This window comes from Salinibaculum rarum, from assembly GCF_030505615.1.
GTDB classification, from domain to species: Archaea; Halobacteriota; Halobacteria; order Halobacteriales; family Haloarculaceae; genus Salinibaculum; species Salinibaculum rarum.
On sequence record NZ_CP129992.1, the window covers coordinates 149,631 to 172,239 of the forward strand.

The following is a 22,609-nucleotide window of genomic DNA, read 5'->3' on the forward strand; positions in this document are numbered from 1 at the left end:
CTTCGGTTTCCCGAAACTCTCCTTGGCGGAGTCGAAAGTCAGCGGTGGTCGGTGTCGACTACCTGCCGGGGGAGAACTTCCGACCCGTTCGTTCGTCGATGTCGAGTCCGTAGAGGGTCAGGTCGACGTCCGACAGCGGAACGCCCCAGACGCCCACGTCGGCGGGGAACTCGGCGTTGTCGGCCAGTGCCGCAAACGCCGCCTCCACGTCCGCCTCGGGGAACTTGACGAGCGTTCCGGTGATGATAGCGCTCTCCCACGTTCCGGGTTCCGGCTCGTCGTAGACTGTAAAACAGGCCGTCGAATCACCGTCAAGGCACTCCTGTTTGTGACTCTGTTCGGCCGCCCCGAGCTGGATAGAGAAAATTGGCTCTGTGCCGTCGTAACCAAACGACATTGGAATGGCGTACGGGTACGTGCCATCGAAAAGCGCAAGCACGCCGACGCCACACCGGGTCAGCAGGTCGTCAATTTCGTCCCCGGAGAGTGTTTCCATGTCTCTAAACGCGGCGCGCACTCTCAAAGATGCTTTGGAGACAGCGACCGGGTGAGAACCTACAGCCAGAGCAACTGTGCGTGACGTGTCCCCTCGAACTCGAGGACGTTCTCTTCGTCGACAAAGCCCTGCTCGACGGCGAGAGCGACCGCCCGCGTCCCGACGAGATTGGCCACTGAACAGCGTGCGAGACTCTCGAGTGCAGTCTCGTCGTCGACTTCCTCCCCGTCGTAGAACTCCGCGTCGACGGTCAGGGAGACGTCGTCGTTCTCGAACGATTCGCCGAGCACGTCGGCATCACAGACGGAGACGAGCAGGCCCTTCTGTGTCTGGCGTTCGTTGAGCAACAGTGCAGTCATGCAGACGGTGTCACTCGGAGAGGCGGTCGCTTTGCTTGTCGACCATCTTCTCTTCCTGTTGTTCGCGCAGGTCTTTGGCCTCCTCGGCGACCTCCTCGGCGCGTTCGTCCTCGCCGAGCGCTTCGAGGGCGACGGCCTTCTCCTCCAGTAGTTCGACGTTCTTGAAGCCGAGTCGAACGGCGTTGTCGAAGCAGTTCAGGGCATCCTCGGCGAGGCCGCGCTCGTTGAGGAAAAAGCCACGATTGTACCACGCCTGGCCAAAGCGGGGGTCGATTTCGACGGCGCGCTCTGAGTGCTCCAGTGCCTCCTCGGTGCGGCCAAACTCCCAGAGCGCGTAGGCGAGGTTCGTCTCGGCGGTCGCGGCGTGTTCGGAGTCCTCGTCGATGGCGATGGCCTCCTTGTACGCGCCGATGGCAGCGTCGTACTCTTCGAGTTCGGCGTGGGCCGCACCTTTGTTCACCCGCGCCTCCTGTTCGACGCGGTCGTCGTCGGTGTACTGTGCGGCACGCTCGAAGGTTTCGGTGGCCTGTTCGTGGCGCTTGATTCGCATGTAGTCCAGGCCAACGTCGATGAGTTCGTCAGCGTTGACGTTGTCGCTCCCGACGTTGTGCTTGTCGAGCATGTCGGTGACGACCCGCGTGTCGACGGGGTCGACCTGGTCGGGGTCGACCTCGAGCTCTGGCGGGTCGATGTCGAAGCCTTCGTAGGGGTCGTCGAACCCCTGTCCCTCCGAGAACGAGTGGTCGTCGGGGTCCTCAGTCATACACAGCTATAGCGCGGGAAGGTGGATAAGGGCTACGTAACACGACTATCGGAGTGTGGGCCCGACGGGCGCTGGATTCAAGCAGTCAGACTCGAAACCGTCTGCCATGAGCAAGCGGCTGTTCGTCAGCGTCGACCTCGACGGACTGGCCGAGGAAGTCGAGGCCATCCAGGAGCGATTCGAAGGAGCGAGTGGCCTGAATTTTACCGAGTCCGAACAGGCACATCTCACGCTGAAGTTCCTCGGTGATACCGACCCAGACCGTGTGCCGACACTGGTCGAAGAACTCACGGGAGCCGTCGAAGACAGCGGGGTCGAGCCCTTCGAGGCGGAGTTTGGCGGCCTCGGCGTCTTCCCCAGTCTCGAGTACATCAGCGTCGTCTGGCTCGGCGTCCGGGACGGCAGCGCGCAGTTGACCCGACTCCACGAGGCAATCGAGAAGCGAACGGCCGCGATGGGATTCGACGCTGAGGACCACGAGTTTACGCCCCACGTCACGCTTGCTCGGATGGACCACGCCGGCGGCAAAGAACAGGTCCAGCGCGTCGTCGAGAACGACGACCCGACCGCCGGACGGCTCACGGTCGACGACGTTCGGCTCACCGAGAGTACGCTCACTGCCGACGGTCCCGAGTACCGGACAGTCGAGTCGATACCGCTCCGGTAGACGCGATTTAGGGCCACCAAATCCATCAGTTCCGTGATAATTATAAACGGGACGAGTGTAGCGACAGCCATGGTAGCTCTGGAGAACGTGGGGCTCGTGTTCGTCGCCGGGTTCATCACGGCGCTGGCGACGGGGCTCGGTGCGATTCCGTTTTTCTTCTTCGACGACATCAGCCCCCGCTGGAACGTCATTCTCTGGGGGCTGGCGTCCGGTATCATGCTGTCTGCCTCACTGTTCGGCCTGATACTGGAGGGTGCCGCCGTCGTGGAGGGCACGTGGGTTGACGCGGGGATGGCGATTGTTCCAGGATTGCTCGCCGGCGTCGTCCTCGTCATCATCGGCCACGAACTCCTCGAAGGGGCCGAACTCGACCCCAAAGAGTACGAGGAAGCCGACTTCAAGAAGTTGGTCCTCATCCTCGGGATTTTGACCGTCCACAGTTTCCCGGAGGGCGTGGCCGTCGGCGTCTCGTTTGCCGAACTGGGTCTGGAGGGTGTCCCGACGAGCGACACCATCGTCCTCGCGGGGCTTACGCTCCCGATTCTGGCGGTGTTTATGACCGTCGCAATCTCGATTCACAACATTCCGGAAGGAGTGGCCATCTCGATTCCGCTCCGGTCGATGAGCGTCAGCGAGTGGCGGATGGTCTGGTGGGCAGTCTTCTCGAGTCTCCCCCAGCCGATCGGCGCCGCGCTCGCCTACTACTTCGTGACCCTGGCCAAGGAGTTCCTGCCGCTTGGCTTTGGCTTTGCGGCCGGCGCAATGATATATCTCGTCATCAGGGAGTTCATCCCGGAAGCACTCGAACTCGGCGAGGAACTTCCCCGCGGTGGCCGGCCAGAACTGACCGCCGGCGTGGCCGTCGGCGCGGCACTGATGGTGCCGCTGGCCTTCATATAATCGACGTGTTCTCGTAGAGTTTCAGGTCGACGAAGGCATCGAGTTGGTCCTGGGAGCTCTCGACGCGGACGCCTCGGCCGTAGTTCGAGTGGTCGACGACAAAGTAGTGGCTCCCTTCGGTGTCGATGCTCTTGCGGCCGCCGTCTTCGGGAACTTCGACTTCGAACTTGCCGCTGTCTCCGTCCGGGATAGCCGCCTGGCTGAAGTCCTTGTGACCGTCCGGCATCGTCGAATCGTCGTCCTTGTAGAGGTAGTTCTTGTAGTGGGTGAGCGACTGTTCGCTCTGAAAGTAGTAGACGTCGAACTGCTGGTTGGCACGGACAGTGTACGAGAGCGCGCCATCACCCTTCACGTCGGGGAGTTCCAGCCACCAGCCTTTCGTCGGTTCAACTCTGATACTCGTCGATTCGTCGACTGCGACCCGGCCGTTGGCGACACACCCAGCGGTCGCGGCGACGATACCGATACCCATCGTCTGCAGTGCGGCCCGGCGGTTCATATCTCACTGTTGTGTGCCCGGTGATTAATCCCCTCCGGGCCAAATCTCACGGGCGATAATTGCGTTTTGAGGCTTGACAGGCGGTTTTCAGGAGTGATACTGAGGAGGTGTCGCAGGGGAGTCGGCGCAAAAGAACACACATATAAGCCACGGCGCGGAACAAGGGCACATCATGAGCAAGAAATCGAAGGCGAAAAAGAAGCGCCTCGGCAAGCTCGACCGGCAGAACAGCCGCGTGCCGGCGTGGGTCATCCTCAAGACCGACCGGGACGTCCAGCGAAACCCCAAGCGCCGACAGTGGCGCCGGAGTGACACGGACGAATGAGCGCCAGTGATTTCGAGGAGCGGGTCGTCACGGTCCCGCTTCGCGAGGCGAAACGCGAGCCGAAAGGCGAACGCGCGGACAGAGCGATGTCGCTCATCCGGAGTCACCTCGCCCAGCACTTCTCGGTCGAGGAGGACGCCGTCCGGATGGACCCCAGCATCAACGAGGCGGTGTGGGAACAGGGCCGCAGTTCGCCCCCGAGCAAGCTCCGGGTGCGGGCCGCCCGGTTCGAAGAGGACGGCAAAAGTATCGTCGAAGCAGAGCCCGCTGAATAACGTTGCTTCGCGCGGCTTTCTCTGGTTCGTCTTACGTCGGCGTCTTTGCACGGGCCACCGACGAGTGTCTGCTCGTCCGCCCCGACATCGAAGAGTCGCTACAGGACGAGTGCGGCGATGAACTCGATGTTCCGGTCGTCCCGACGACCATCGCCGGCTCCGGCACCGTCGGCGCGCTCGCGACGGGCAACAGCAACGGGTTGCTCGTCAGCGCCCGGGTCAGCGAGCGCGAACGCGACCGCATCAGCGACGTGGTCGACGTTCCGGTTACCGAACTGCCCGGCCGCATCAACGCCGCCGGCAACGTCGTCCTGGCAAACGACACCGGTGCGTACGTTCACCCGGACCTCTCCCGGGAGGCCGTGCAAGCGGTCAAAGACGGCCTCGGTGTGCCGATCGAACGCGGTGACCTCGCCGGCGTCCAGACTGTCGGGACGGCCGCCGTCGCGACGAACAGGGGCGTCCTCTGTCACCCGAAATCCACCGACAGCGAACTCGACCATCTCGAAGATGTCCTCGGTGTTCCCGCCGACATCGGGACCATCAACTACGGCGCGCCGCTGGTCGGCTCCGGACTCATCGCCAACGACAGCGGCTACATCGTCGGCCAGGACACCAGCGGCCCCGAACTCGGCCGCATCGACTCTGCGCTTGGCTACGCCGACCTGTAGCGGCCTGTCCCGTTTTTCCGTTCAATTAGAGCACTCGCAGTGACAGCTGCAGAGTCGCGTGCAGGTAGAGTATAGGAAGATTCTTCCGGCGTGGTCCCCCACCCGTGAGTATGAGTGAGTTTACGGTTACCGGTCAATGGCAAGCCCGCGACGGGTGGCAGAAGTTCGAGAAGGCAATCGACGCCGAAAACGAGGACGTCGCCGTCGAGTACACCTACGCAGAGTTCGGTTCCAAGCACGGCCTGAAGCGTACACAGGTCGAAATCGAGGGGGTAGACGCATGAGCATGGGCGGGGGCAACCCCCAGATGCAGGAGGTTGCACAGCAAATCGAGGAAATCGAACAACAGCAGGAAGCTCTCGAACAAGAAGTCGAGAACCTCCAGACCGAAAAGCAGGAAGTCGACGAGGCAATCGAGGCCATCGGAGAACTCGAGAGCGGGTCGACAGTGCAGGTTCCGGTCGGCGGCGACGCGTACGTTCGCGCCGAAATCGAGAACATCGACGAGGTCGTCGTCAGCCTCGGTGGCGGCTACGCCGCAGAGCGCGACCAGGACGGCGCAGTCGACACCCTCGAGACGAAAAAGGAGACCCTCGACGACCGCATCGAGGGGCTTCAGTCGGACATCGCCGAGCTCGAAAGCGAGAGCGAAGAGCTCGAAGAGCGGGCCCAGCAGATGCAGGCCCAGCAGATGCAGCAGATGCAACAACAGCAAGAGCAACAGGACGAGTAGGCGATGTTCGACGGACTGAAGGACAAGCTCAACAGCTTCACCAGCGACGTCGAGGAGGACGCCGACGTCGAGGAGGGGAGTTCCGATTCTGCGGCCACTGACCCGGAAGCGACTGGTGAAGCCGTCGAGTCCGACGACGGAAACGCACCGCCGGCGGAAGCGACCGCTGAGTCAGCATCCGAACCGCCAGCGGAGACGACGACCGCTGAGACTGGAGTGGAGGCTGCGGCCGAGGCCGAACCAGACACAGACGACGCCGACGACGAAGTCGCCGACGCGCCAGCGGCCGACGAGTCAGCAGCGAGCGACGACGAAGCGGAGAGTCGTGGCCTGGCCGAGCGAGCCAAACTGTTGGCGACCGGGAAGACGGTCATCGACGAGGACGACCTGGAGGCCCACCTCGAGGAGCTGGAGTTTGCACTGCTTGGCAGCGACGTCGAGATGAGCGTCACCCAGGAGATTCTGGACGGCGTCGAGGAGAACCTCGTCGGCGAGACGCGCCGCCGACTGGAGAGTACGGGCAACATGGTCACCGACGCGGTGCGCGAGGCGCTGTACGACGTCATCAGCGTCGGCCAGTTCGACTTCGACGAGCGCGTCGCCGAGGCCGACAAGCCCGTCACCATCATCTTCACCGGCGTCAACGGCGTCGGCAAGACGACGACGATTGCGAAACTCGCCCACTACTTCGAGCAACAGGGGCTCTCGACGGTTCTCGCAAACGGGGACACCTACCGCGCCGGGGCAAACGAGCAACTCGAGCAACACTCGGACAACCTCGGTAAGAAGATTATCTCCCACGAGCAGGGTTCGGACCCGGCGGCAGTCATCTACGACGCCGTCGAATACGCCGAAGCCAACGACGTGGACGTGGTCCTCGGTGACACGGCCGGCCGGCTCCACACCAGCGACGGGCTGATGGACCAGCTCTCGAAAATCGACCGCGTCATCGACCCCGACATGACCCTGTTCGTCGACGAGGCCGTCGCCGGCCAGGACGCCGTCAACCGAGCGCGGGAGTTCAACGACGCCGCCGAAATCGACGGCACAGTGTTGACGAAAGCCGACGCCGACCAGCAGGGTGGCGCGGCAATCTCTATCGCTCACGTCACTGGCAAGCCGATTCTGTTCCTCGGTACTGGCCAGGACTACGACGATATCGAACGGTTCGACCCCGAACGTATCGTCGACGCGCTGCTGGGCGACGAATAAGACGCCGGTTTTTCAGATGACGAGTCCGGCCTGGAGCGCCGCGACCAGCACCGTCAGCACGCCGATGCTGGCGACGGTGGTGACGAAGATAGCGGTGCTGAGATACTCCGGCGCGGTGATGGTACCGGGGGCCACGTCTTCGGCGTACTCGATGGTCAGCGCCAGCGGCGTGACCGCGGCGGGTGCGGCCGATTCGAGGACGAACACCTTCGCGACCGTCGGGTCGGCAAAGCCGAGGACGAGCGCGATACCGAGGGCGACGACGGGCGCGGCGGCCAGTTTCAGGAAGGCCGGGGCGGCCGAGCGCGTCACTGCGGTCACGTCCGTCTCGGCCAGTTGGATGCCAAGCACCAGGAGCATCACCGGAATCGAGGCGTCGCCGACGAGCCCGACCGTCTGCAGTGCGGCGCCATCGAGTGCAGGAGCCAGTCCGAACGCGCGAATTGTGACAGCGAGACCGACCGCGTAGATGAGCGGCAGGCGGAAGATTTCGGCAATCGCCTCGCCGACACCGCGGTCGACGCCGCGAGAGGCGATGTAGACCCCGAGCGTGTAGACGACCAGACTCTGGATAGTCAGATAGAGGACGGCCGTGGTGCGGCCGACCTCACCGAAGGCAAACTCCGAGAGCGGAATCCCGACGAATCCAGAGTTTGGAAAGGCTGCAGCGAGCATCAGCGCGCCCAGTAGCGCACCGGACTCACCGACGACTTTCCCGACGACCCAGGCGATGGCAATCATCACGACGGCGTAGCCGACGACACCGACGGCGAGTTTGGCAACCTCGCCGCCGCCGAGGCTCGTCGTGACGATGCTGTGGAAGGCAAGCGCCGGAACGAGCACGTACAGCCCGGCCGTGTTCAGCGGGTCGACCGCGATGTCGGTCGTGCGCGCGAGAAGATAGCCAACCACCGCGACGGCGAGAATCGGCCCGACCGCGTTCGTAAACGCCGCTGTCAATCCCATCCGTTCGACCTCCACCTGATCTGGGGAGTGAACCGTGCTCCGTTCCTCCGTGTGTCGCTCATACACCGCCATCGGAGAGCCACCCACTAATATTATTTCAGTAAATGTTTCACTGCACGAAAAGGCGACAGCGGGGTGAACAGTTTCATCCCCTGTAACCGTTTCACGCCGTCCGCAGACGGGCCGGCCGAGAGCGTCCAGTGGCAGTACGAGGAGACGAAACCGTCTTGAGCACACCGCGAGAATGCCCGGTATGACCGACGCCGACCCACTGGAGGAAATCGAGTTTCTCGCGCGGTCGGCAAACCGTATCGAGGTCCTGGCCGCGCTCGTCGCGCAGCCACAGACGCGTCAGGCGCTCGCGGAAAGCGTCGGCGTCTCACAGCCAACCCTCGGTCGCATCCTGCGGGACCTCACGGAACGCAAGTGGGTGACGACCGACGGCGACCGGTACCGGGCGACCGCCACTGGTGAACTGGTCGCGACGGGTATCACCGACCTCCGGGAGCGACTGGCGACGGAGACGAAACTCCGGGACGTAATCGAGTGGGTCCCCACCGACACCGTCGACGTGGGGCTGCACCACTTCGCGGACGCGAAGATTACGACACCGAGCCAGACGCGCCCGAACGCACCGATACAGCGGATGCTCGAACTGCTCGGCGAGACCGACCACGCGCAGTTGCTCTCGCATGCGTTCAACGAACAGAAGCTCCGGCTCGTCCGCGACCGGACCGTCGACGGCGACCTGACGACCCAGGGCGTCTTCGGAGAAGCGGCCATCGAGGCAATCGAGGCGACGGCCGACCTCAGGGAGCTCCTGCTTGACATCGTCGCGGCAGAGGGCGCCGAGATACGGGTCGTCCGCGACGAGATTCCCGTCGCAGTCGAGGTGACCGACAGCCGGACACACCTCCTGTTGCGCAACGACGAGGGTATCGTCCGGGCGTCGCTTGACACCGACGACGATGCTGTCCGGGCGTGGGCAGAGCAACTCCACGAAGAGTACTGGGCCATCGGGACGCCGCTTTCTGTCGAAGACATCGAGGCGTGACCCGACGCCGAAGCCGGCGATGATGGACCCCCAATCAGCAACGTAGAGTATACCGGTTATATTCTCCCCTACCAGTGACGGGAGCAGTGTCCGACAACCGTCAGGTACGCCCGAATTTGCCAGACTGCACCGCATCGGCACGCGTTCACACATGCTCGGCAGAGAGGAATGAGTCGGCAACATCTTCCTGGAAAAGAGAAGTGAGGCGGTTTTGTCCGTGTTGACGACGGTAAAGAGGGTCGGGCGTTAGAAGGAGACAAGAGCGGCAGTTGTCCCCAGCACACCTGCCGAGTACCCAACTATGAATACAGTCGAAGAATGGAAACAGGAGAAGCACCCGCTCGAAATGGTCGAGCTGGTAGAGGAGTTCGCAGAGGACGGTCTCACCTTCGACGAGATAGAGGAACGCGAAGGAGAGGGCGTCTGGGAGCGCATGAAGTGGACCGGGATGTACACCCACGGCGTGCAACGCGGGTACATCATGATGCGCACCAAGGTGCCCGGCGGCTATCTCACGCCCGAACAGGCCGAGGTCATCGGTGAGGTGGCGACCGAATACGCCACCGCACCCGAGGAGTTCGGCGGCGAGACACAGAACGAACTGTGGGGTGACGCCTTCCTCGATATCACGACCCGACAGGACATCCAGAAACACTGGATAGAAATCGAGGACGTCCCCGAAATCTGGGACAAGTACGACGAGGTCGGGCTGACGACCATCGGCGGCTGTGGCGACGGCGCCCGGAACGTGCTCGGCTGTCCAGCCGCCGGCCTCTCGGACCACGAGTGTTTCAACGCCCAGCCGGTCATCGACGCCGTCTCGGATTTCTTCACGAACAACCGCGAGTACGGCAACCTCCCGCGGAAGTTCAAGATGACCATCACGGGCTGTAAACACGACTGCGGACAGTCTCAGATCAACGACGTCGGCCTGACGCCAGCGAAAAAAGAGATTGAGGGTTCGTGGCAGTACGGCTTCCACGTCAAGGTCGGTGGCGGCCTCTCCGATGGCCCCCGGATGGCCTCGCCGCTGGACGTGTTCGTCCCGCCAGAGGACGCCGTCGAGTTCTGCCGCGCCGTCGCCCAGACGTTCAAGGAACTGGGTGACCGGAACAACCGCGGCGTCTGCCGGATGCGCTATCTCGTCCAGCAGATGGGCGCAGAGAAGTTCGAGGAGGCCATCCGCGACCGGACGGACATCGAGTTCCCGACCCGCGGTGTCGACCTCACCGAGGGATACACCGGCGACCACGTGGGCGTCCACGACCAGAAAGGAGACGGCCTGAAATACGTCGGCTTCAACGTCATCACCGGCCGGATGGGTGGCGAGGAGTTCGCCGCGGCCGCCCGCGCCGCAGAGAAGTACGGCACGGACGAGGCCTCGATTCGGCTGGCGACCGACCAGAACTTCCTCGTGACGCACATTCCCGAGGAGAACGTCTCCGACCTACTGGCCGAGGACTTCGCGGCCGAGTACCAGCCAGACCCCGGCCCGTTCTCGCGGGGTGCCGTCGGCTGTACCGGCAACGAATTCTGTAACTACGCCATCATCGAGACGAAAAAGCGCACCAAGCAGTGGGCGCGCGAACTCGACGAGCGCATCGACACGCCCGACGACCTCGACGTGGTCCGGATGCACATGTCCGGCTGTTCCGCGTCGTGTGCCCAGCCACAGATTGCCGACATCGGCTTCCGTGGCGAGACGGTCAAAGTCGGAGAGGATGGCGAAGAACTCCCAGAAGACGCAGACCACGAGGACTACGAGGGCCTCGTCGAAGGGATGGACTTCGGGCTCGGCGGTGCGCTGGGCACCGACAACGAGTTCCTCGACTGGGTGGAGACGGCCGTCCCCGCCCACGCCGTGATTCCGGCACTCGAACAGCTGTTCGACGCCTACACCGACGAACGCACCGAAGGCGAACGGTTCTACGAGTGGAGTCGCCGCGTCGACAACAGCCGCCTGCGCTCGATTATGCAACAGGCAGACGCCAACGTCTCCGGAGGTGTTGCCCATGGCGACTGACGAGGACATCGAACTCGTCGAAGACGCACCAGCACCCGCCGCAAACGCCGGCGTCGGCGAACAGACAGAACCCGAACGCGGTCGGTCGGACGCGTTCCCCGGCGTCCCCGAGTCGGGCCGTGACGGTGCGAGCGTCCCACCAATCAACCAGCAGAGCGAGGACCGGACGCCGGCCCAGACGGAGACGATTCCACCGCAGGGCGACCGACCGGGCGACCACGCGGAGGCCGACGAGTGTTGTAGTGACGGCCACTGCACCTGTGGCGGTGACGACGACGGCACGCGCGCCGTCGCTGATGGAGCCGGTGCGGAAGCCGCAGGCGGAGCACCGACGAACGTCACCGAGGACGGCGAACTCACCGACCTCGACTTTACCGAACCGGAGACAGAGCAGAGCCAGCCCCTGGCCGGCGAGGGTCGCGGCGAGCAGGAACGGCCGGACAAGCGCGTCGGCGTGCCGGAGGGCGTCGACCTCGACACGCCGGGCTACTCCATCCGCTCGGAGATGAACGACATCGAGACGCCCGACGAGAAGACGTGGTTCATGGAACTGGACGAGGCGGTCATCGACGACGGCCGCTGTATCCAGTGTGGGACCTGTGTCGCGGCCTGCCCCTCCGATTCCATCGGCATCGGCGACGACGGCCTGCCCGAACTCGTCGAGATGTGTACCGGCTGTTCGCTCTGTTGGGACTTCTGTCCCCGCGGCGGGATGCGCTACGAGCGCCAGTGGAAGATTACCGGCGGCGAGGACAACGTGAAAGGCGCCGGCGACCCTATCACAGAGTTTTCCGCCCGCGTCGAAGACGACTGGCGTGAAGACTCACAAGACGGCGGCGTCGTCACGGGCGTCCTCGGACACCTGCTCGAATCGGGCGAAATCGACGGCGCGCTCATCGCCACCGAGTCAGAGGAAGACCCCTGGAAGGCAGAGGGCTTCATGGCCACCTCCGTCGAAGAACTCATCGAGAACACCGGCACCATCTACAACCAGACGATGGCGCTGGGGCATCTCGATTTCAAGCAGTGGGAAGACAAATTCGAGAAAGACTGGGAGGACATCTCGCTGGCACTGGTCGGCACGCCGTGTGAAATCGAGGGCATCAGCGCACTGCAGGACTTCGAGTGGGAGTACGGCTCCCAGGAAGCGGGCGTGCGCGCAATCGACTACAAGATTTCGCTGATGTGTACGAAGAACTTCAACTACGAACGGCTCATCGGCGAGAAGCTCCAGGACGAGCGCGGCATCGACATCGACAACGTCGGCAAGATGGACGTGCTCCACGGGAAACTGATGGTCGACGACCTCGATGGGGAGCGCATCCTCGAAGAGGACATCGAGGAGTTCCACGACGCCGCGCTGAAAGGCTGTGACGAGTGTGCCGATTTCACCGGCTTCTGTGCGGACCTCACGGTCGGGTCGGTCGGCTCCAGCGACGAGTACTCCTCGGTCATCGTCCGGAGCGAACAGGGCCTGAAAGCCTGGAATCTGACCAAAGAGGACCTAGACTACCACGACCTGGAAGACAAGTCCGCGGTCGGCAAACTGCAGGGCTGGGACAAGAAGAAGGCCTTCGAGGCGCTCGAACGGCCCTTCGACCCCGACGCCCCGCGGTTTATCGACTACACCGACCACGCCGAAAACTACGGCACCGTCAAGAATCCCCACGACGCCGACCACTGACGGCCGCCGTCGTCTTTTGAGAGAAAGTCTTTACCGGTGGAGTCGCGTACCCGGTAGCAAATGGTACTCGACGACCTGGGAAGTTCCCTGCGGGGAACACTCGACAACCTCCGCGGGAAGTCCCGCATCTCCGAGGAAGACGTCGACGACGTCGTCAAGGAGATTCAGCGGTCGCTGATTCAGGCCGACGTTGACATCGCCCTCGTCCAGGACCTCTCGGACAGCATCAAAACGCGGGCACTAGAGGAGGAACCGCCAGCGGGCACCTCGCCGCGTGACTGGGTGCTTCGTATCGTCTACGAGGAACTGGTCGAACTGGTGGGGGAGTCGACCGAACTGCCACTCGAAAATCAGACCATCATGCTCGCCGGCCTCTACGGGTCGGGGAAGACCACCACCGCGGCGAAGATGGCCTGGTGGTTCTCGAAGAAGGGGCTCCGGCCGGCCATCATCCAGACTGACACCGACCGACCGGGTGCCTACGACCAGGCAAAGCAGATGGCCGAAAACGCCGAAGTCGACTTCTACGGCGACCCCGATTCGAACGACCCCGTCGCGATTGCCGAGGAGGGGCTGGAAGCGACCGAAGAGGCCGACGTGCGTATCGTCGACACTGCCGGACGTGACGGGCTCAACCGAGAACTCATCGACCAGATAGAGGACATCGAGTCGGTCGTCGACCCCGACCGGAACCTGCTCGTGCTGGACGCGGCGATGGGCCAGTCCGCCAAAGACCAGGCCTCGGAGTTCGAGGAGGCAATCGGCATCAACGGCGTCGTCATCACGAAACTCGACGGGACGGCGAAAGGTGGTGGCGCGCTGGCGGCGGTCAACGAGACCGAGTCGACGATCGCCTTCCTCGGGACCGGTGAGACGGTCAAGGACATAGAGCGCTTCGAGGCGAGCGGCTTCGTCTCGCGACTGCTCGGGATGGGCGACTTAGAACAGCTCACCGAGCGCGTCGAGCGTGCGATGGCCGAAACCCAGGAAGAAGACGAAGACTGGGAGCCCGAGGACATCCTGGAGGGACAGTTCACCCTGAAGGACATGCGAAAGCAGATGGACGCGATGAACCGGATGGGGCCGCTAGACCAGGTGATGGACATGATTCCGGGACTGGGCGGTGGCCTAAAGGACCAGTTGCCGGACGACGCGATGGACGTCACCGAAGACCGGATGCGCGATTTCGACGTCGTGATGGACTCGATGACCGAGGAGGAACTGGAGAACCCGCGAGTCATCGGCGCGAGCCGGACGAAACGCATCGCACGCGGGTCCGGCAAGCCCGAAGACCGGGTCCGGGAACTGCTCCAGCAACACAAGATGATGGAGAAGACGCTCAAGCAGTTCCAGGGGATGGGCGACGCCGACATGGAGCGGATGATGCAACAGATGCAACAGGGCGGCGGTCCCGGCGGCATGGGCGGGATGGGCGGTGGCCCCGGCGGCGGAATGGGCGGCGGTGGCGGCCCGTTCGGCGACGACTAGTCGGACCCACGCGCCCCGTTGTACTGCTGGATGACTTTATCGAGTGCCGCCGTTTCTGCATCGCCTCGGTCGATAGTCAACGGTGAGACGCTTATTTCGCCGTCGACGAGCGCCCGGCGGTCGCTCCCGGCCGGGTAGCGCTCGCGGTGTTGTTCCGTCGGCGGGAACGGGTTCTCGAAGCCGACCACGTCCGGCCAGACTTCTTCGTGCATCCGGACGACGGTCCCCTCCGTGTCCGCATCGAGGCCGCCGTCGCGGCCGATTGCGTCGACAGCGTCGATGTCGTCGGGGTCGGCGTCGTGTTCGACGTGGAGGTCGTAGTCCGGGAGCGGCCGCGTCAGGCGCATCTCGGGGTCGGGCACGTCAAGCGGGACGTTGACGTTCAACAACGTGCCTGCCGTGAACAACCCAGCGTCGGCAGCACGTTGACAGAGGTCGACGGTCACGCGTGCCGGCCGGCCGAAATCGTAGTCGCTGGCGGGGTCCGGGAAGAAATCCTCGTGGTGGTACGCGGAGACGGCGACGGCGGGCGTCCCGAGAAAGGCCGCCTCGATGCCGGCGCCGACGGTTCCCGAGCGACCGGTGACGTAGTTGCCGGCGTTTGGACCGTGGTTACAGCCCGAGACGACAAAGTCGAAGTCGGTGTCGAGCCCGCGCAGGCCGTAGGCCACACAGTCTGCGGGCGTCCCGGAGAGGGTGTAGCCCCACGGGTGGTCCTGGCGGACCACGGCGTGTGAGCGGGCGCGTCCGACGCCGCTCTGATTTTCCGATGGCGCGACGACGGTCACCTCGCCGAGTGCAGTGAGTTCCTCGTAGAGTCGAACGAGCCCGGCAGCGTCGATGCCGTCGTCGTTCGTCAGCAGAATGGCGGGGTCGGCCATGACAGCCGTAGCGACTCCGGAGACGAAATCGTTGTGGAACAGTCGGCCGGCCATCGGGTGGTCATCCCTGCGCCGCGTCGCCGGCCGTCGTTCCCTCCCCGAGCGCGCGCAGCAACGCCACGGCGACGCCCATACCAGCCTTGACTTCGGGGTCGCGAAGCGCCTTGACGAGCCCGACAGCACCGACGGGTTCCGGGTCCTCGCTCGTCGCGTCGCCGACCGCGTGCAGCATCGATTCGAGGCCCTGTGCCACTTCCTCGTCGCTGGCGGTGTCGGCCAGTTCGCCCAGCCGAGAGCCCATGCTCGTCAGCGAGGTGACCATCTCGTCGTCCATCGCCGCCGACAGCAGGGCGATCGTGTCGGCAAACGCCGCCAGGTCGTCGAGTGTCCCGCTCTCCTGGAGTTCGACGACCGTCTCGACGCCCTCGGCAAGCGAGTCGGCGTTGTCGCCGACGGACTCGCCGAGTTCGGCGAGTTCTGGCGTCGCCGCGCCGTCGGCAGCGGCACCCAAGTTCGACCCGTCGGCCGCGAGACGCTGGACCATGCCGTCGTCTATCGCCGCGGTGGCGACTGCCGAAGCGTCCAGAAGGTCGTTGACCTGCCCTGCGTTCTGGACGAGCCGGGCGACCTCCTCGGGATTGTCTTCGACGGCAGTGACCAGTTCCGGTGGGACCGGTTGCTCGCCGCCGCCGGCTCCGTTGTGGTGGTCCTCGGCAGTCTCGCCGTCCTGTCCGGCGGTATCGGCGTGCTGTTCGTCACTCATACTACCACCTCACAGGAGTCCCCTGGCGGTCAGCCAATACGATTCGTTGTAGCCCAACTTCGCCCAGTGAACGGGCTTCGAGGCGGGCCGGACCGTCGGTTCGTCGCCGAAGTTGAACTCGATGAACGTTGCCTCGTCCATGCCGGCCTCGATGAAACACACCGTCTTGCCTTCGTAGGTCGCGGTAGGAACCTGGCCGCGGGCGTTGCTCGCGATGCGGTCGGCGACGACGCCGGCCTCGTAGTGGGCGACGCTGCCTGCCTTGCTGGTGGGGACGTCAGCCACGTCACCGATGGCGTAGACGTCGTCTGCGGCCGTCGCTTCGAGCGTGTGCTTGTCCACGTCGACCCAGCCGCCGTCACCGAGTCCGGCATCTGTCACGAGGTCGCTGCCGGTGTGGGGCGGGATGCCAACGAGCAGGTCGAAGTCGAGTTCGTTGCCCTCCATCGTGTGCAGGACCTTCTCCTCGGGGTCGACCTCGTCGGCGTTGAAGAACGTCTCGACGTTGACGTCGCGCTCCTCGAACTGGTCGGTCGCCCAGTCTGCCACCGACTGGATGCCGTGGGCCCGCTGGATGGGGTAGGTATACGTAATCTCGACGTCCTCGCGGACGCCGCGCTTGCGGAGCCAGTCGTCGGCCATCAGCGTGAACTCGACCGGTGCGGCCGGGCACATGTGCGGGACGCCGATGACGCTCAACACGAGGTGTCCCTCGGTGAACTCCGCGAGAGCCTCCTGGAGCTGTTCGGCGCCGTCGGCCCCGTAGAAGTGGTGGCCTCCCTCCTGGAGTCCGGGTACCTCGTCGGGGACGAGCTCGACGCCCATCGCGAGCGTGAGGTGGTCGTAGTCGAGCGGTCGCCCGTCGGCAAGCGAGAGTCGCTGGCCGTCGGTGTCGACGTCTGTCACCCGGTCGTAGGTGATGTCGACGCGCCGGTCGACCAGCTCGCGGACCGGCCGGCGAGCGTCCGCTGTGGTCTTTTTCCCGAACGGGACGTAGAGGAACGTCGGTTTGTAGACGTGGTCCTCGTTGTCGGTGACCATCGTCACCTGGACGTCCCCGCTGTCGATTTCGGGAGCGAGTTTCTCTGCGAGTCGATTCGCCAGTACCGTGCCGCCGGTGCCACCGCCGACAATGAGTATGTGTTCGGTCATGCTTCTGGGGAACGAGAGCCGTGCCCGTCGTGGGTCACGAGGTCTCCACGTAGACGCTCCAGTGGTCGTCGTGTTCGACGACGTCCAGCAGTTCGTGGCCCGCTTCGTCGAGCCAGTCGGGGACGTCGCTTTTCGAGGAGTCGTCAGACGTCTGTAGTTCGATGACGGTCCCGGAGTCTGCCTCTTTGACCTTGCCGATAAGGTCCATCAGCGGACCGGGACACGTTGCACCGCGCGAGTCGACCGTCACGTCGGGTTGGATTGATTCACTCATAGTTTTCAGTTTAGACGAACAGCACCTGTTTGTCGCGAGCGCGTGAGAGGAAGCCGGCGACGCCGAGTTCCTCGTCGAACACGTCCACGTAGTCGTCCAGTTCGGTTCCCATGACGTCCATCGCCATCGAGCAGGCGTACACCGACAGCGGCCCGAGTTCTTTGGCCTGTGCGAGTTGCTCGGTAAAGATGGGCATCTCGTCGCCCTCACTGGAGAGCATCGCCTGGCCGACCGGGCCGCCGACGTCGAAATCACCGCTTTCGACGCGGTCGCGGTTGAAGGCCGTCAGCCCGTTCATCGTCACGAACACCTCGACCGGTGTATCCGACGACGCTGCTATCGACCCGATCATACTGACCGCCTGTATCCGCTCGAGCTCGCTCGACGCGACTACTATTGCGTATCCTGACATGGGACTCACCCAGGTGAACGTATCCACCCAGCATATATAATAGTGTGTGTTCTTTCCAAGACTGTGAGAATAGACCACCACTAGAGTTGTTTAAAATGTCTTTTAGATGTTTGCTATTGTCTCATTATCGAACATCCGTCCGAGTGGAAAGTGCGCGTTTCTGGTGGAACGCAGACAGGGGCCAGCCACAGCACGGCACGTCCAACTCGGAGTATCGACAGGCGCGAGGAGGCGGTATTTTTAGTCCCGGGGGCCGTGGCCACAACCGATGAACGTGGTCGCCCGGGTGGCACGCGACACTGGGAGCCAGCCAGCCCCACCCTGGCCGGGCGACAGCGGGGGTGAGTGTCGGTGACTATCCGCGAAGTCGTCGGGACTGCATACCGGGAGGGACTGCCGGCGCTTGCTGCAAGTGCCGTCGGCGGCCTGCTCGCGGGCGTCGTCCTGGGCGGGATGCGCGCGGAGTTTCAGGCGGTCCCCGGGTTGCTCGTGTTGGTGCCGGCGTTGCTCGCCACTCGTGGGAACGTCTACGGGTCGCTCGGTGCGCGACTGGCGACCGGCCTCCACCAGGGGCTCGTGACGGCGAATATCCGCGAGGCCGACAACAGGCTGTACCGGGCGGTCGTCGCCGCCGTCTCGAACGGGCTGATAGCGAGCGTGTTCGCGGCCGTCCTCGCTTTCGTGGCGCTGACTGTGCTGGGCGACTCCCCGGCACCGCTTGGAACGCTCGTCGGGATTGCGCTGCTCGCGGGACTGCTCTCGGGTGTCGTCCTCTCTGCGACTGTCGTCGTCGTGGTGTTTGCCGGGTATCGACGCGGGTACAACCCCGACACGCTGGTCGGTCCGATCGTCACCACCGCGGGCGACGTGTTCGGGGTTGCCTTCCTCCTGCTCGCGGTCAGAATCGTCCTCGCGATTACGGGAGTGGGATAGATGCAGACCGACTGGACAGTCCGGGCGATAACGCGGGCGATGCTCCCCGTCTTGCTCGTGCTCACGCTCGTCGAAATCGGCAGTGGCCTCGTCCTCGGGAGTTTCCAGGCCCAACTGCTGCGCTCGCCCTCCTTGCTCGTGCTCGTCCCCGTCACCATCGGGACGGCCGGAAACCTCGGGAGCATCCTCGCGGCCCGGCTCTCGACTGCGTTTCACCTGGGGACACTCTCCTTTGACCCGACCGACGACACGCTCGCCGGCAACGCCGTGACGACGGTGCTGCTCGCGGCGACGGTGTTCCCGCTTATCGGCCTCGGTGCCTGGGTTCTGGCGGACCTGACTGCCACCGCACGCCTCGCCCCGCTGACTGTCGCCACCATCGCCGTCATCAGCGGTCTCGTCCTTTCGGTTCTCGCGGTGACGGTCACCGTCATCGCCACCTACGCCGCCTACCGGTTCGAACTCGACCCCGACGACGTCGTGATTCCGGCGGTGACCAACATCTGTGACGTGCTCGGTGTCGTCGTGCTCTTCGTCGTCGTGGAGCTGGTGTTATAAAATACCGAAAATAGGAGGGATGAGATACGTTCCCATAGAGGGGCTAGCCTGACTGGAGACAGATGGGCCACCAGCCAGAGTTCGACATCCCGGCACTCCTCGACGAGCACGGTCCGGCGAGCGGGCCGGAACTCGCGCAGTTGCTCGATGCACACCCCTCGACGGTCGAGCGGCGCTGTAGAACACTCCAGCGAGACGGCCAGATTCGACTGGTTACAGGTGGACAGTACGCCATCGTCGAGCAAGACACCGTCCGAACACGGTCGGCATCGGACTGACTGCCTTCACTCGGCGCCGTCGGGAACCGAGTCGGCGATGACCGCCGCCTCCCCGTCGATGACCGCCTCGTCGTCGCTGCGGACGACTTCCGTCGAGAGCCGGAAGCGATTGTTCCCGATGTTCTCGACGACCTCACACACCGCAGTGACTTCTTCGCCCAGCGGGACGGGGCCGAGATAGCTCACGTCCTGTGAGAGATAAATTACCATCCCAGGGAGGCGCGCGAGCGCCGAACTGATGATACCGACGACGAGAGTGCCGTGGGCGATACGGCCGCCAAACCGGGTCTGGGCTGCGAACTCCTCGTCCATGTGGAGGCGGTTCGTGTCGCCGCTGGCCTCGGCGAAGGCTTCGACGTCCGCCTCGGAGATCGTCTTCGTAAACCGGACCGTGTCGCCGACGTCTATCTGTGCCTCGTTGCCCAGGTACTCGAAGGTCCACTCGTCGCGCTCGTAGGCGGTGTCGGCGCGGACGCTCACCCGCTCGCGGTCAGTGTCGGGTTCCTCGTCGCGCCCCATCTGGACGAGATGCGGAAGGAAGTTCGCCAGGTCCGTCGTCGTGACGATGCCGACGACAGTCTCGTCTTCGACGACGGGCAGGCGCTTGATGTTGTGTGCTCGCATCCGTTCGGCGGCGTCCTCGATTGGCTCGTCGACGGCGACGGAGACGAGTGGTGTCGACATCACCACCTCGACTGCCGTCGTTTCGGGGTCGTGTCCCTCCGAGACGAGCTGTGAGATGTCGACGTCGGTGATGATACCGACCGGACTCCCGTTCTCACAGACGACGAGCGAGCCGATTCCCGCTTCGAACAGCCGCGTTGCTGCTGTCCGGACGGAATCAGACGGTTGTATCGTCTCGACGGGCGAGCGCATGACCTCTTCGACCGTGATGGGCGCAAGCATCGATATGGTGAGGGTCGTCCCCCGGCCTAATCAATGCCCTGCCGGGAGACACGCGCCCGTCAGGTGTCGACCGGTTTGCCGTCCTCGGTCGGGGGCGCGATGTGGTCGATAAACTCCTCGGCAGTCGGGTCCTCGACGCGGACGCGAACCGTGATAGCACCGAGTTCGCCCGGCTCGTCGACGGAGAAGTTCACCACGCCCTCGAAGGCGGCCTGCTTTTTCAGCTGAAAGGAGACGGTGTCGTCGGACAGCGTCTCGAAGAAGATGCCCCGGGCAGTGTCGAGAATCTCCTGTCTGTGGAGCAGTTCCGAGACGTGTTCGACGTCGTGGACCGTCGCGTGGAGTTCGCCGTGTCGAAACTCGGGGTCTGCGGTCGGGAAGATGGCCGTGATGGCGTCTGCGACCCGGTCGGTCACTTCCGTGTCGTACACCGGTGCCGTGATTTCGGCGTCGATGCTGTATATCATTGGTTGTCCGTCATTGCTGTGGGGCCCTCGGTCAGGAGCGTGCGCACGCGGTCGTGAAACGCCGCCAGCGAGTCGGTGTTCTCGATGGTCAGGTCGGCCCGTTCCATCGCCTCACCCATGCCGAATCCGAGTTCGCGCTCGTCGCGGTCTTCGAGTGACTCCCCGCCGTCTTCGGCGCTCGCATCCCGTCCCCGCAGGTCGAGGCGCTCGGCGCGTTCCTCGAAGGGGGCCTCGATGCTGACGAGCACGAAGTCCGCGCCGAAGGCGTCTTCGAAACGGTCGACCTCGGTGTCCGAGCGGATGCCATCGACCAGCACCGTCTCGGCCGTCTCCAGTTCCGACTCGATGACCGGGAGCGACCGCTCGGCGATGGCGCCCGGCCCGTTTTCCTCACGGAGGGCCGTGGCAACCTCGCCGTGGTGGGTCGCAGGGTCAAGTCCCCGGTCGCGACACTCCGCCCTGATGACATCGCCCATCGTCACGACGGGGATGTCGAGGTCGGCAGCGACGGCGGCGGCCTCGCTCTTGCCGCTTCCGGGGAGGCCGACGATTCCGATGACAGTCATACCGGTCGCTTACTCGGAGACCAAGATAAGGACTGCGTCTCGGCGAGGCTACAGGACGAGGAAAAATCCGGCAACAACCGCGAGTGCGAGCAGACAGACCGACGAGCCGGCGACGACGTACCACGTTCGGCCGTCGAACTCGATTTCGGGGTCGAGAAACAGTTCCGTCGGTTCCATCAGGAAGCCCCCACCCGCCAGCGAGACGCCGAGCAAGAGCAACATCGGCCCGGTGGTAGCCTCGACAGTCCCCGATTGGGTCGCGAGTGCCGAACCGAGCGAGATTGCGCCGACGAAAAACGAGGTGATGCCCAGCCAGATGGCGAGTGGTCGAAGGACCGTCCGGAGGTGGTCAGGGCGGTCGACGATTTCGTCGAGTTCCAATCCAGTTCCCATATGCGTCGGTACAACACCGACCGACAAAGAGGTTCTGGCGTTACCTGTCACGGACGACGACAAACTCCGCGAGGTCCCGGAGATACGCCATCGCCTGTGAGTCCTCGATGTCGACCGAGTCGAGTGCGGCCAGCGCGGCGTCGGAGGTGTCGTGTGCCCGCTCGTTTGCCTCCTCAGGGGTGAGGTCGGTCACCTCGACGATGGAGGGGCGTTCCATCTCGGCGTCGTGGCCGGTCGGCTTGCCGAGCTGTTCGGCGTTTGCCGTCGCGTCGAGGACGTCGTCGCGCATCTGGAAGGCGACGCCGACGCGCTCGGCGTACTGCCCGAAGGCTTCGACGGTGTAGGCGTCGGCGTCGGCGGCTATCGCGCCCAGTTCGGCCGCCGCACGAAAGAGCGCGCCCGTCTTCCGGCGAGCCAGTTCCACGTACTCTTCTTCGGTGACTGGCTGGTCGACGAGTTCGGTCGCCTCCCCCTCGCCGAGTTCGACCATCGACTCGGCGACGGCCTGCATCGCGCGCTCGTTGGCCGAAAAGAGCGCGAAAGCCTCGCCGAGCAGGCCGTCGGAAGCGACGATAGCGGGACCGTAGCCGAATTCGGTCCAGGCGGCAGGCGTGTCACGGCGGCGTTCGGAATCGTCGATGATGTCGTCGATGACCAGCGAGGCGTTGTGGACGAGTTCGACGCCGACGGCGTAGTCGACTGCCGTCTCGACGTCCCCGTCGAGTGCCTCACAGACTAACACCGTGACCGTCGGACGAACGCGCTTGCCGCCAGCGAGCGCGACGTGTTCGACCTCCGTGCGGAGTTCGTCGGGTTCGACCGCCTCGAGGACCGCCGTCAACCGGTCCTCGACGCGTTCGCGGCGACTCTCCAGATACTCCATTAGAGCGTGCTAGGGGATTGTTCGGGAA

30 protein-coding genes are annotated in these 22,609 nt (G+C 64.1%); 15 read left to right on the forward strand and 15 right to left on the reverse strand.

The features are described 5' to 3' along the window. Window positions 1-58 precede the first annotated feature (58 nt). The 3 genes from QYL91_RS00820 to QYL91_RS00830 are packed head-to-tail and all read right to left on the reverse strand — an operon-like array spanning window position 59 to window position 1,618. Window positions 59-496, reverse strand: a complete 438-nt coding sequence (locus QYL91_RS00820; protein ID WP_302081493.1) for a pyridoxamine 5'-phosphate oxidase family protein — start codon at window positions 494-496, stop codon at window positions 59-61. A gap of 59 nt (window positions 497-555) precedes the next feature. Next, window positions 556-846 carry a DUF424 domain-containing protein gene (locus QYL91_RS00825; protein WP_302082884.1) on the reverse strand — a complete coding sequence of 97 codons (291 nt, stop codon included), beginning with the start codon at window positions 844-846 and terminating at the stop codon, window positions 556-558. 19 nt (window positions 847-865) lie between these two features. After that, a complete protein-coding gene (locus QYL91_RS00830) occupies window positions 866-1,618 on the reverse strand; it encodes a tetratricopeptide repeat protein (protein WP_302081494.1) in 753 nt (250 codons plus the stop codon). 106 nt (window positions 1,619-1,724) lie between these two features. On the opposite strand from QYL91_RS00830, the gene thpR reads away from it, so the two are divergent. Together thpR and QYL91_RS00840 are read left to right on the forward strand one after the other, a co-directional pair. Beyond that, window positions 1,725-2,285 (forward strand): RNA 2',3'-cyclic phosphodiesterase, encoded by a 561-nt coding sequence (gene thpR / locus QYL91_RS00835; protein ID WP_302081495.1) that lies wholly within the window; start codon window positions 1,725-1,727, stop codon window positions 2,283-2,285. A 69-nt stretch (window positions 2,286-2,354) separates the two neighbouring features. Further along, entirely contained in the window at window positions 2,355-3,185 is an 831-nt protein-coding gene (locus tag QYL91_RS00840) for a ZIP family metal transporter (protein ID WP_302081496.1), read from the forward strand. On the opposite strand, the gene QYL91_RS00845 is transcribed toward QYL91_RS00840, so the two are convergent. Further along, on the reverse strand, window positions 3,178-3,684 hold the full coding sequence (locus QYL91_RS00845; protein ID WP_302081497.1) for a hypothetical protein: 507 nt from the start codon (window positions 3,682-3,684) through the stop codon (window positions 3,178-3,180). The two genes, QYL91_RS00840 and QYL91_RS00845, sit on opposite strands and share 8 nt — an antisense overlap. 172 nt (window positions 3,685-3,856) lie before the next feature. Between QYL91_RS00845 and QYL91_RS00850 the strand changes: the two genes are divergently transcribed. From QYL91_RS00850 to ftsY, 6 genes are all read left to right on the forward strand, one after another. Continuing rightward, window positions 3,857-4,009 (forward strand): 50S ribosomal protein L39e, encoded by a 153-nt coding sequence (locus tag QYL91_RS00850; protein ID WP_302081498.1) that lies wholly within the window; start codon window positions 3,857-3,859, stop codon window positions 4,007-4,009. Next, window positions 4,006-4,284 carry a 50S ribosomal protein L31e gene (locus QYL91_RS00855; protein ID WP_302081499.1) on the forward strand — a complete coding sequence of 93 codons (279 nt, stop codon included), beginning with the start codon at window positions 4,006-4,008 and terminating at the stop codon, window positions 4,282-4,284. Before QYL91_RS00850 ends, QYL91_RS00855 begins: the two co-directional genes overlap by 4 nt. Before the next feature lie 2 nt (window positions 4,285-4,286). Beyond that, window positions 4,287-4,955, forward strand: a complete 669-nt coding sequence (locus QYL91_RS00860; RefSeq protein ID WP_302081500.1) for a translation initiation factor IF-6 — start codon at window positions 4,287-4,289, stop codon at window positions 4,953-4,955. Window positions 4,956-5,065: 110 nt separating this feature from the next. After that, window positions 5,066-5,239, forward strand: a complete 174-nt coding sequence (gene rpl18a / locus QYL91_RS00865) for a 50S ribosomal protein L18Ae (protein WP_302081501.1) — start codon at window positions 5,066-5,068, stop codon at window positions 5,237-5,239. Beyond that, entirely contained in the window at window positions 5,236-5,688 is a 453-nt protein-coding gene (pfdA, locus tag QYL91_RS00870) for a prefoldin subunit alpha (RefSeq protein ID WP_302081502.1), read from the forward strand. The genes rpl18a and pfdA overlap by 4 nt, the downstream gene beginning before the upstream one ends. Window positions 5,689-5,691: 3 nt before the next feature. Beyond that, entirely contained in the window at window positions 5,692-6,900 is a 1,209-nt protein-coding gene (ftsY, locus tag QYL91_RS00875; RefSeq protein ID WP_302081503.1) for a signal recognition particle-docking protein FtsY, read from the forward strand. A gap of 12 nt (window positions 6,901-6,912) precedes the next feature. Here the strand turns inward: ftsY and QYL91_RS00880 are convergent, their stop codons facing one another. Further along, window positions 6,913-7,866, reverse strand: coding sequence for an AEC family transporter (locus QYL91_RS00880; protein ID WP_302082885.1), 954 nt, complete (start codon window positions 7,864-7,866; stop codon window positions 6,913-6,915). A 253-nt stretch (window positions 7,867-8,119) separates the two neighbouring features. Here QYL91_RS00880 and QYL91_RS00885 point away from each other — a divergent pair, with 253 nt between their 5' ends. The 4 genes from QYL91_RS00885 (at window position 8,120) to QYL91_RS00900 (ending at window position 14,115) form a co-directional block, all read left to right on the forward strand. Next, a complete protein-coding gene (locus QYL91_RS00885) occupies window positions 8,120-8,920 on the forward strand; it encodes a helix-turn-helix transcriptional regulator (RefSeq protein ID WP_302081504.1) in 801 nt (266 codons plus the stop codon). Between the two features lie 301 nt (window positions 8,921-9,221). Beyond that, a complete protein-coding gene (locus QYL91_RS00890; RefSeq protein ID WP_302081505.1) occupies window positions 9,222-10,943 on the forward strand; it encodes a nitrite/sulfite reductase in 1,722 nt (573 codons plus the stop codon). Further along, a complete protein-coding gene (locus QYL91_RS00895; protein ID WP_302081506.1) occupies window positions 10,933-12,627 on the forward strand; it encodes a Coenzyme F420 hydrogenase/dehydrogenase, beta subunit C-terminal domain in 1,695 nt (564 codons plus the stop codon). The genes QYL91_RS00890 and QYL91_RS00895 overlap by 11 nt, the downstream gene beginning before the upstream one ends. 60 nt (window positions 12,628-12,687) lie before the next feature. Continuing rightward, on the forward strand, window positions 12,688-14,115 hold the full coding sequence (locus QYL91_RS00900) for a signal recognition particle protein Srp54 (RefSeq protein WP_302081507.1): 1,428 nt from the start codon (window positions 12,688-12,690) through the stop codon (window positions 14,113-14,115). Here the strand turns inward: QYL91_RS00900 and surE are convergent. The 5 genes from surE to QYL91_RS00925 all read right to left on the reverse strand — a co-directional run bounded on the left by surE (window position 14,112) and on the right by QYL91_RS00925 (window position 17,597). Next, on the reverse strand, window positions 14,112-14,996 hold the full coding sequence (gene surE, locus QYL91_RS00905; protein ID WP_302081508.1) for a 5'/3'-nucleotidase SurE: 885 nt from the start codon (window positions 14,994-14,996) through the stop codon (window positions 14,112-14,114). The genes QYL91_RS00900 and surE overlap by 4 nt on opposite strands. Window positions 14,997-15,057: 61 nt before the next feature. Further along, the gene (locus QYL91_RS00910) at window positions 15,058-15,759 is read right to left on the reverse strand and encodes a helical membrane plugin domain-containing protein (protein ID WP_302081509.1); all 702 of its coding nucleotides are present in this window, start codon (window positions 15,757-15,759) and stop codon (window positions 15,058-15,060) included. Window positions 15,760-15,768: 9 nt separating this feature from the next. Then, entirely contained in the window at window positions 15,769-16,911 is a 1,143-nt protein-coding gene (locus QYL91_RS00915; RefSeq protein ID WP_302081510.1) for an NAD(P)/FAD-dependent oxidoreductase, read from the reverse strand. 34 nt (window positions 16,912-16,945) lie between these two features. Then, window positions 16,946-17,185 carry a sulfurtransferase TusA family protein gene (locus QYL91_RS00920; RefSeq protein WP_302081511.1) on the reverse strand — a complete coding sequence of 80 codons (240 nt, stop codon included), beginning with the start codon at window positions 17,183-17,185 and terminating at the stop codon, window positions 16,946-16,948. A gap of 10 nt (window positions 17,186-17,195) precedes the next feature. Then, window positions 17,196-17,597, reverse strand: a complete 402-nt coding sequence (locus tag QYL91_RS00925) for a DsrE/DsrF/DrsH-like family protein (protein WP_302081512.1) — start codon at window positions 17,595-17,597, stop codon at window positions 17,196-17,198. Window positions 17,598-17,948: 351 nt separating this feature from the next. Here QYL91_RS00925 and QYL91_RS00930 point away from each other — a divergent pair, with 351 nt between their 5' ends. The 3 genes from QYL91_RS00930 (at window position 17,949) to QYL91_RS00940 (ending at window position 19,366) form a co-directional block, all read left to right on the forward strand. Beyond that, window positions 17,949-18,530: a magnesium transporter gene (locus tag QYL91_RS00930; RefSeq protein WP_302081513.1), complete on the forward strand. Its 582-nt coding sequence runs from the start codon at window positions 17,949-17,951 to the stop codon at window positions 18,528-18,530. Continuing rightward, on the forward strand, window positions 18,531-19,088 hold the full coding sequence (locus tag QYL91_RS00935) for a magnesium transporter (RefSeq protein WP_302081514.1): 558 nt from the start codon (window positions 18,531-18,533) through the stop codon (window positions 19,086-19,088). It begins immediately after the preceding gene. 62 nt (window positions 19,089-19,150) lie between these two features. Continuing rightward, entirely contained in the window at window positions 19,151-19,366 is a 216-nt protein-coding gene (locus QYL91_RS00940) for an HTH domain-containing protein (RefSeq protein ID WP_302081515.1), read from the forward strand. Window positions 19,367-19,372: 6 nt separating this feature from the next. On the opposite strand, the gene QYL91_RS00945 is transcribed toward QYL91_RS00940, so the two are convergent. The 5 genes from QYL91_RS00945 to QYL91_RS00965 are packed head-to-tail and all read right to left on the reverse strand — an operon-like array spanning window position 19,373 to window position 22,581. After that, the gene (locus tag QYL91_RS00945) at window positions 19,373-20,272 is read right to left on the reverse strand and encodes a CBS domain-containing protein (protein ID WP_302081516.1); all 900 of its coding nucleotides are present in this window, start codon (window positions 20,270-20,272) and stop codon (window positions 19,373-19,375) included. A gap of 59 nt (window positions 20,273-20,331) precedes the next feature. After that, on the reverse strand, window positions 20,332-20,739 hold the full coding sequence (locus QYL91_RS00950) for an RNA-binding domain-containing protein (protein ID WP_302081517.1): 408 nt from the start codon (window positions 20,737-20,739) through the stop codon (window positions 20,332-20,334). Further along, window positions 20,736-21,305, reverse strand: coding sequence for an AAA family ATPase (locus QYL91_RS00955; protein ID WP_302081518.1), 570 nt, complete (start codon window positions 21,303-21,305; stop codon window positions 20,736-20,738). Before QYL91_RS00955 ends, QYL91_RS00950 begins: the two co-directional genes overlap by 4 nt. Before the next feature lie 48 nt (window positions 21,306-21,353). Continuing rightward, window positions 21,354-21,698 (reverse strand): hypothetical protein, encoded by a 345-nt coding sequence (locus QYL91_RS00960; protein WP_302081519.1) that lies wholly within the window; start codon window positions 21,696-21,698, stop codon window positions 21,354-21,356. Between the two features lie 40 nt (window positions 21,699-21,738). After that, window positions 21,739-22,581: a polyprenyl synthetase family protein gene (locus tag QYL91_RS00965; protein ID WP_302081520.1), complete on the reverse strand. Its 843-nt coding sequence runs from the start codon at window positions 22,579-22,581 to the stop codon at window positions 21,739-21,741. Window positions 22,582-22,609 lie beyond the last annotated feature (28 nt).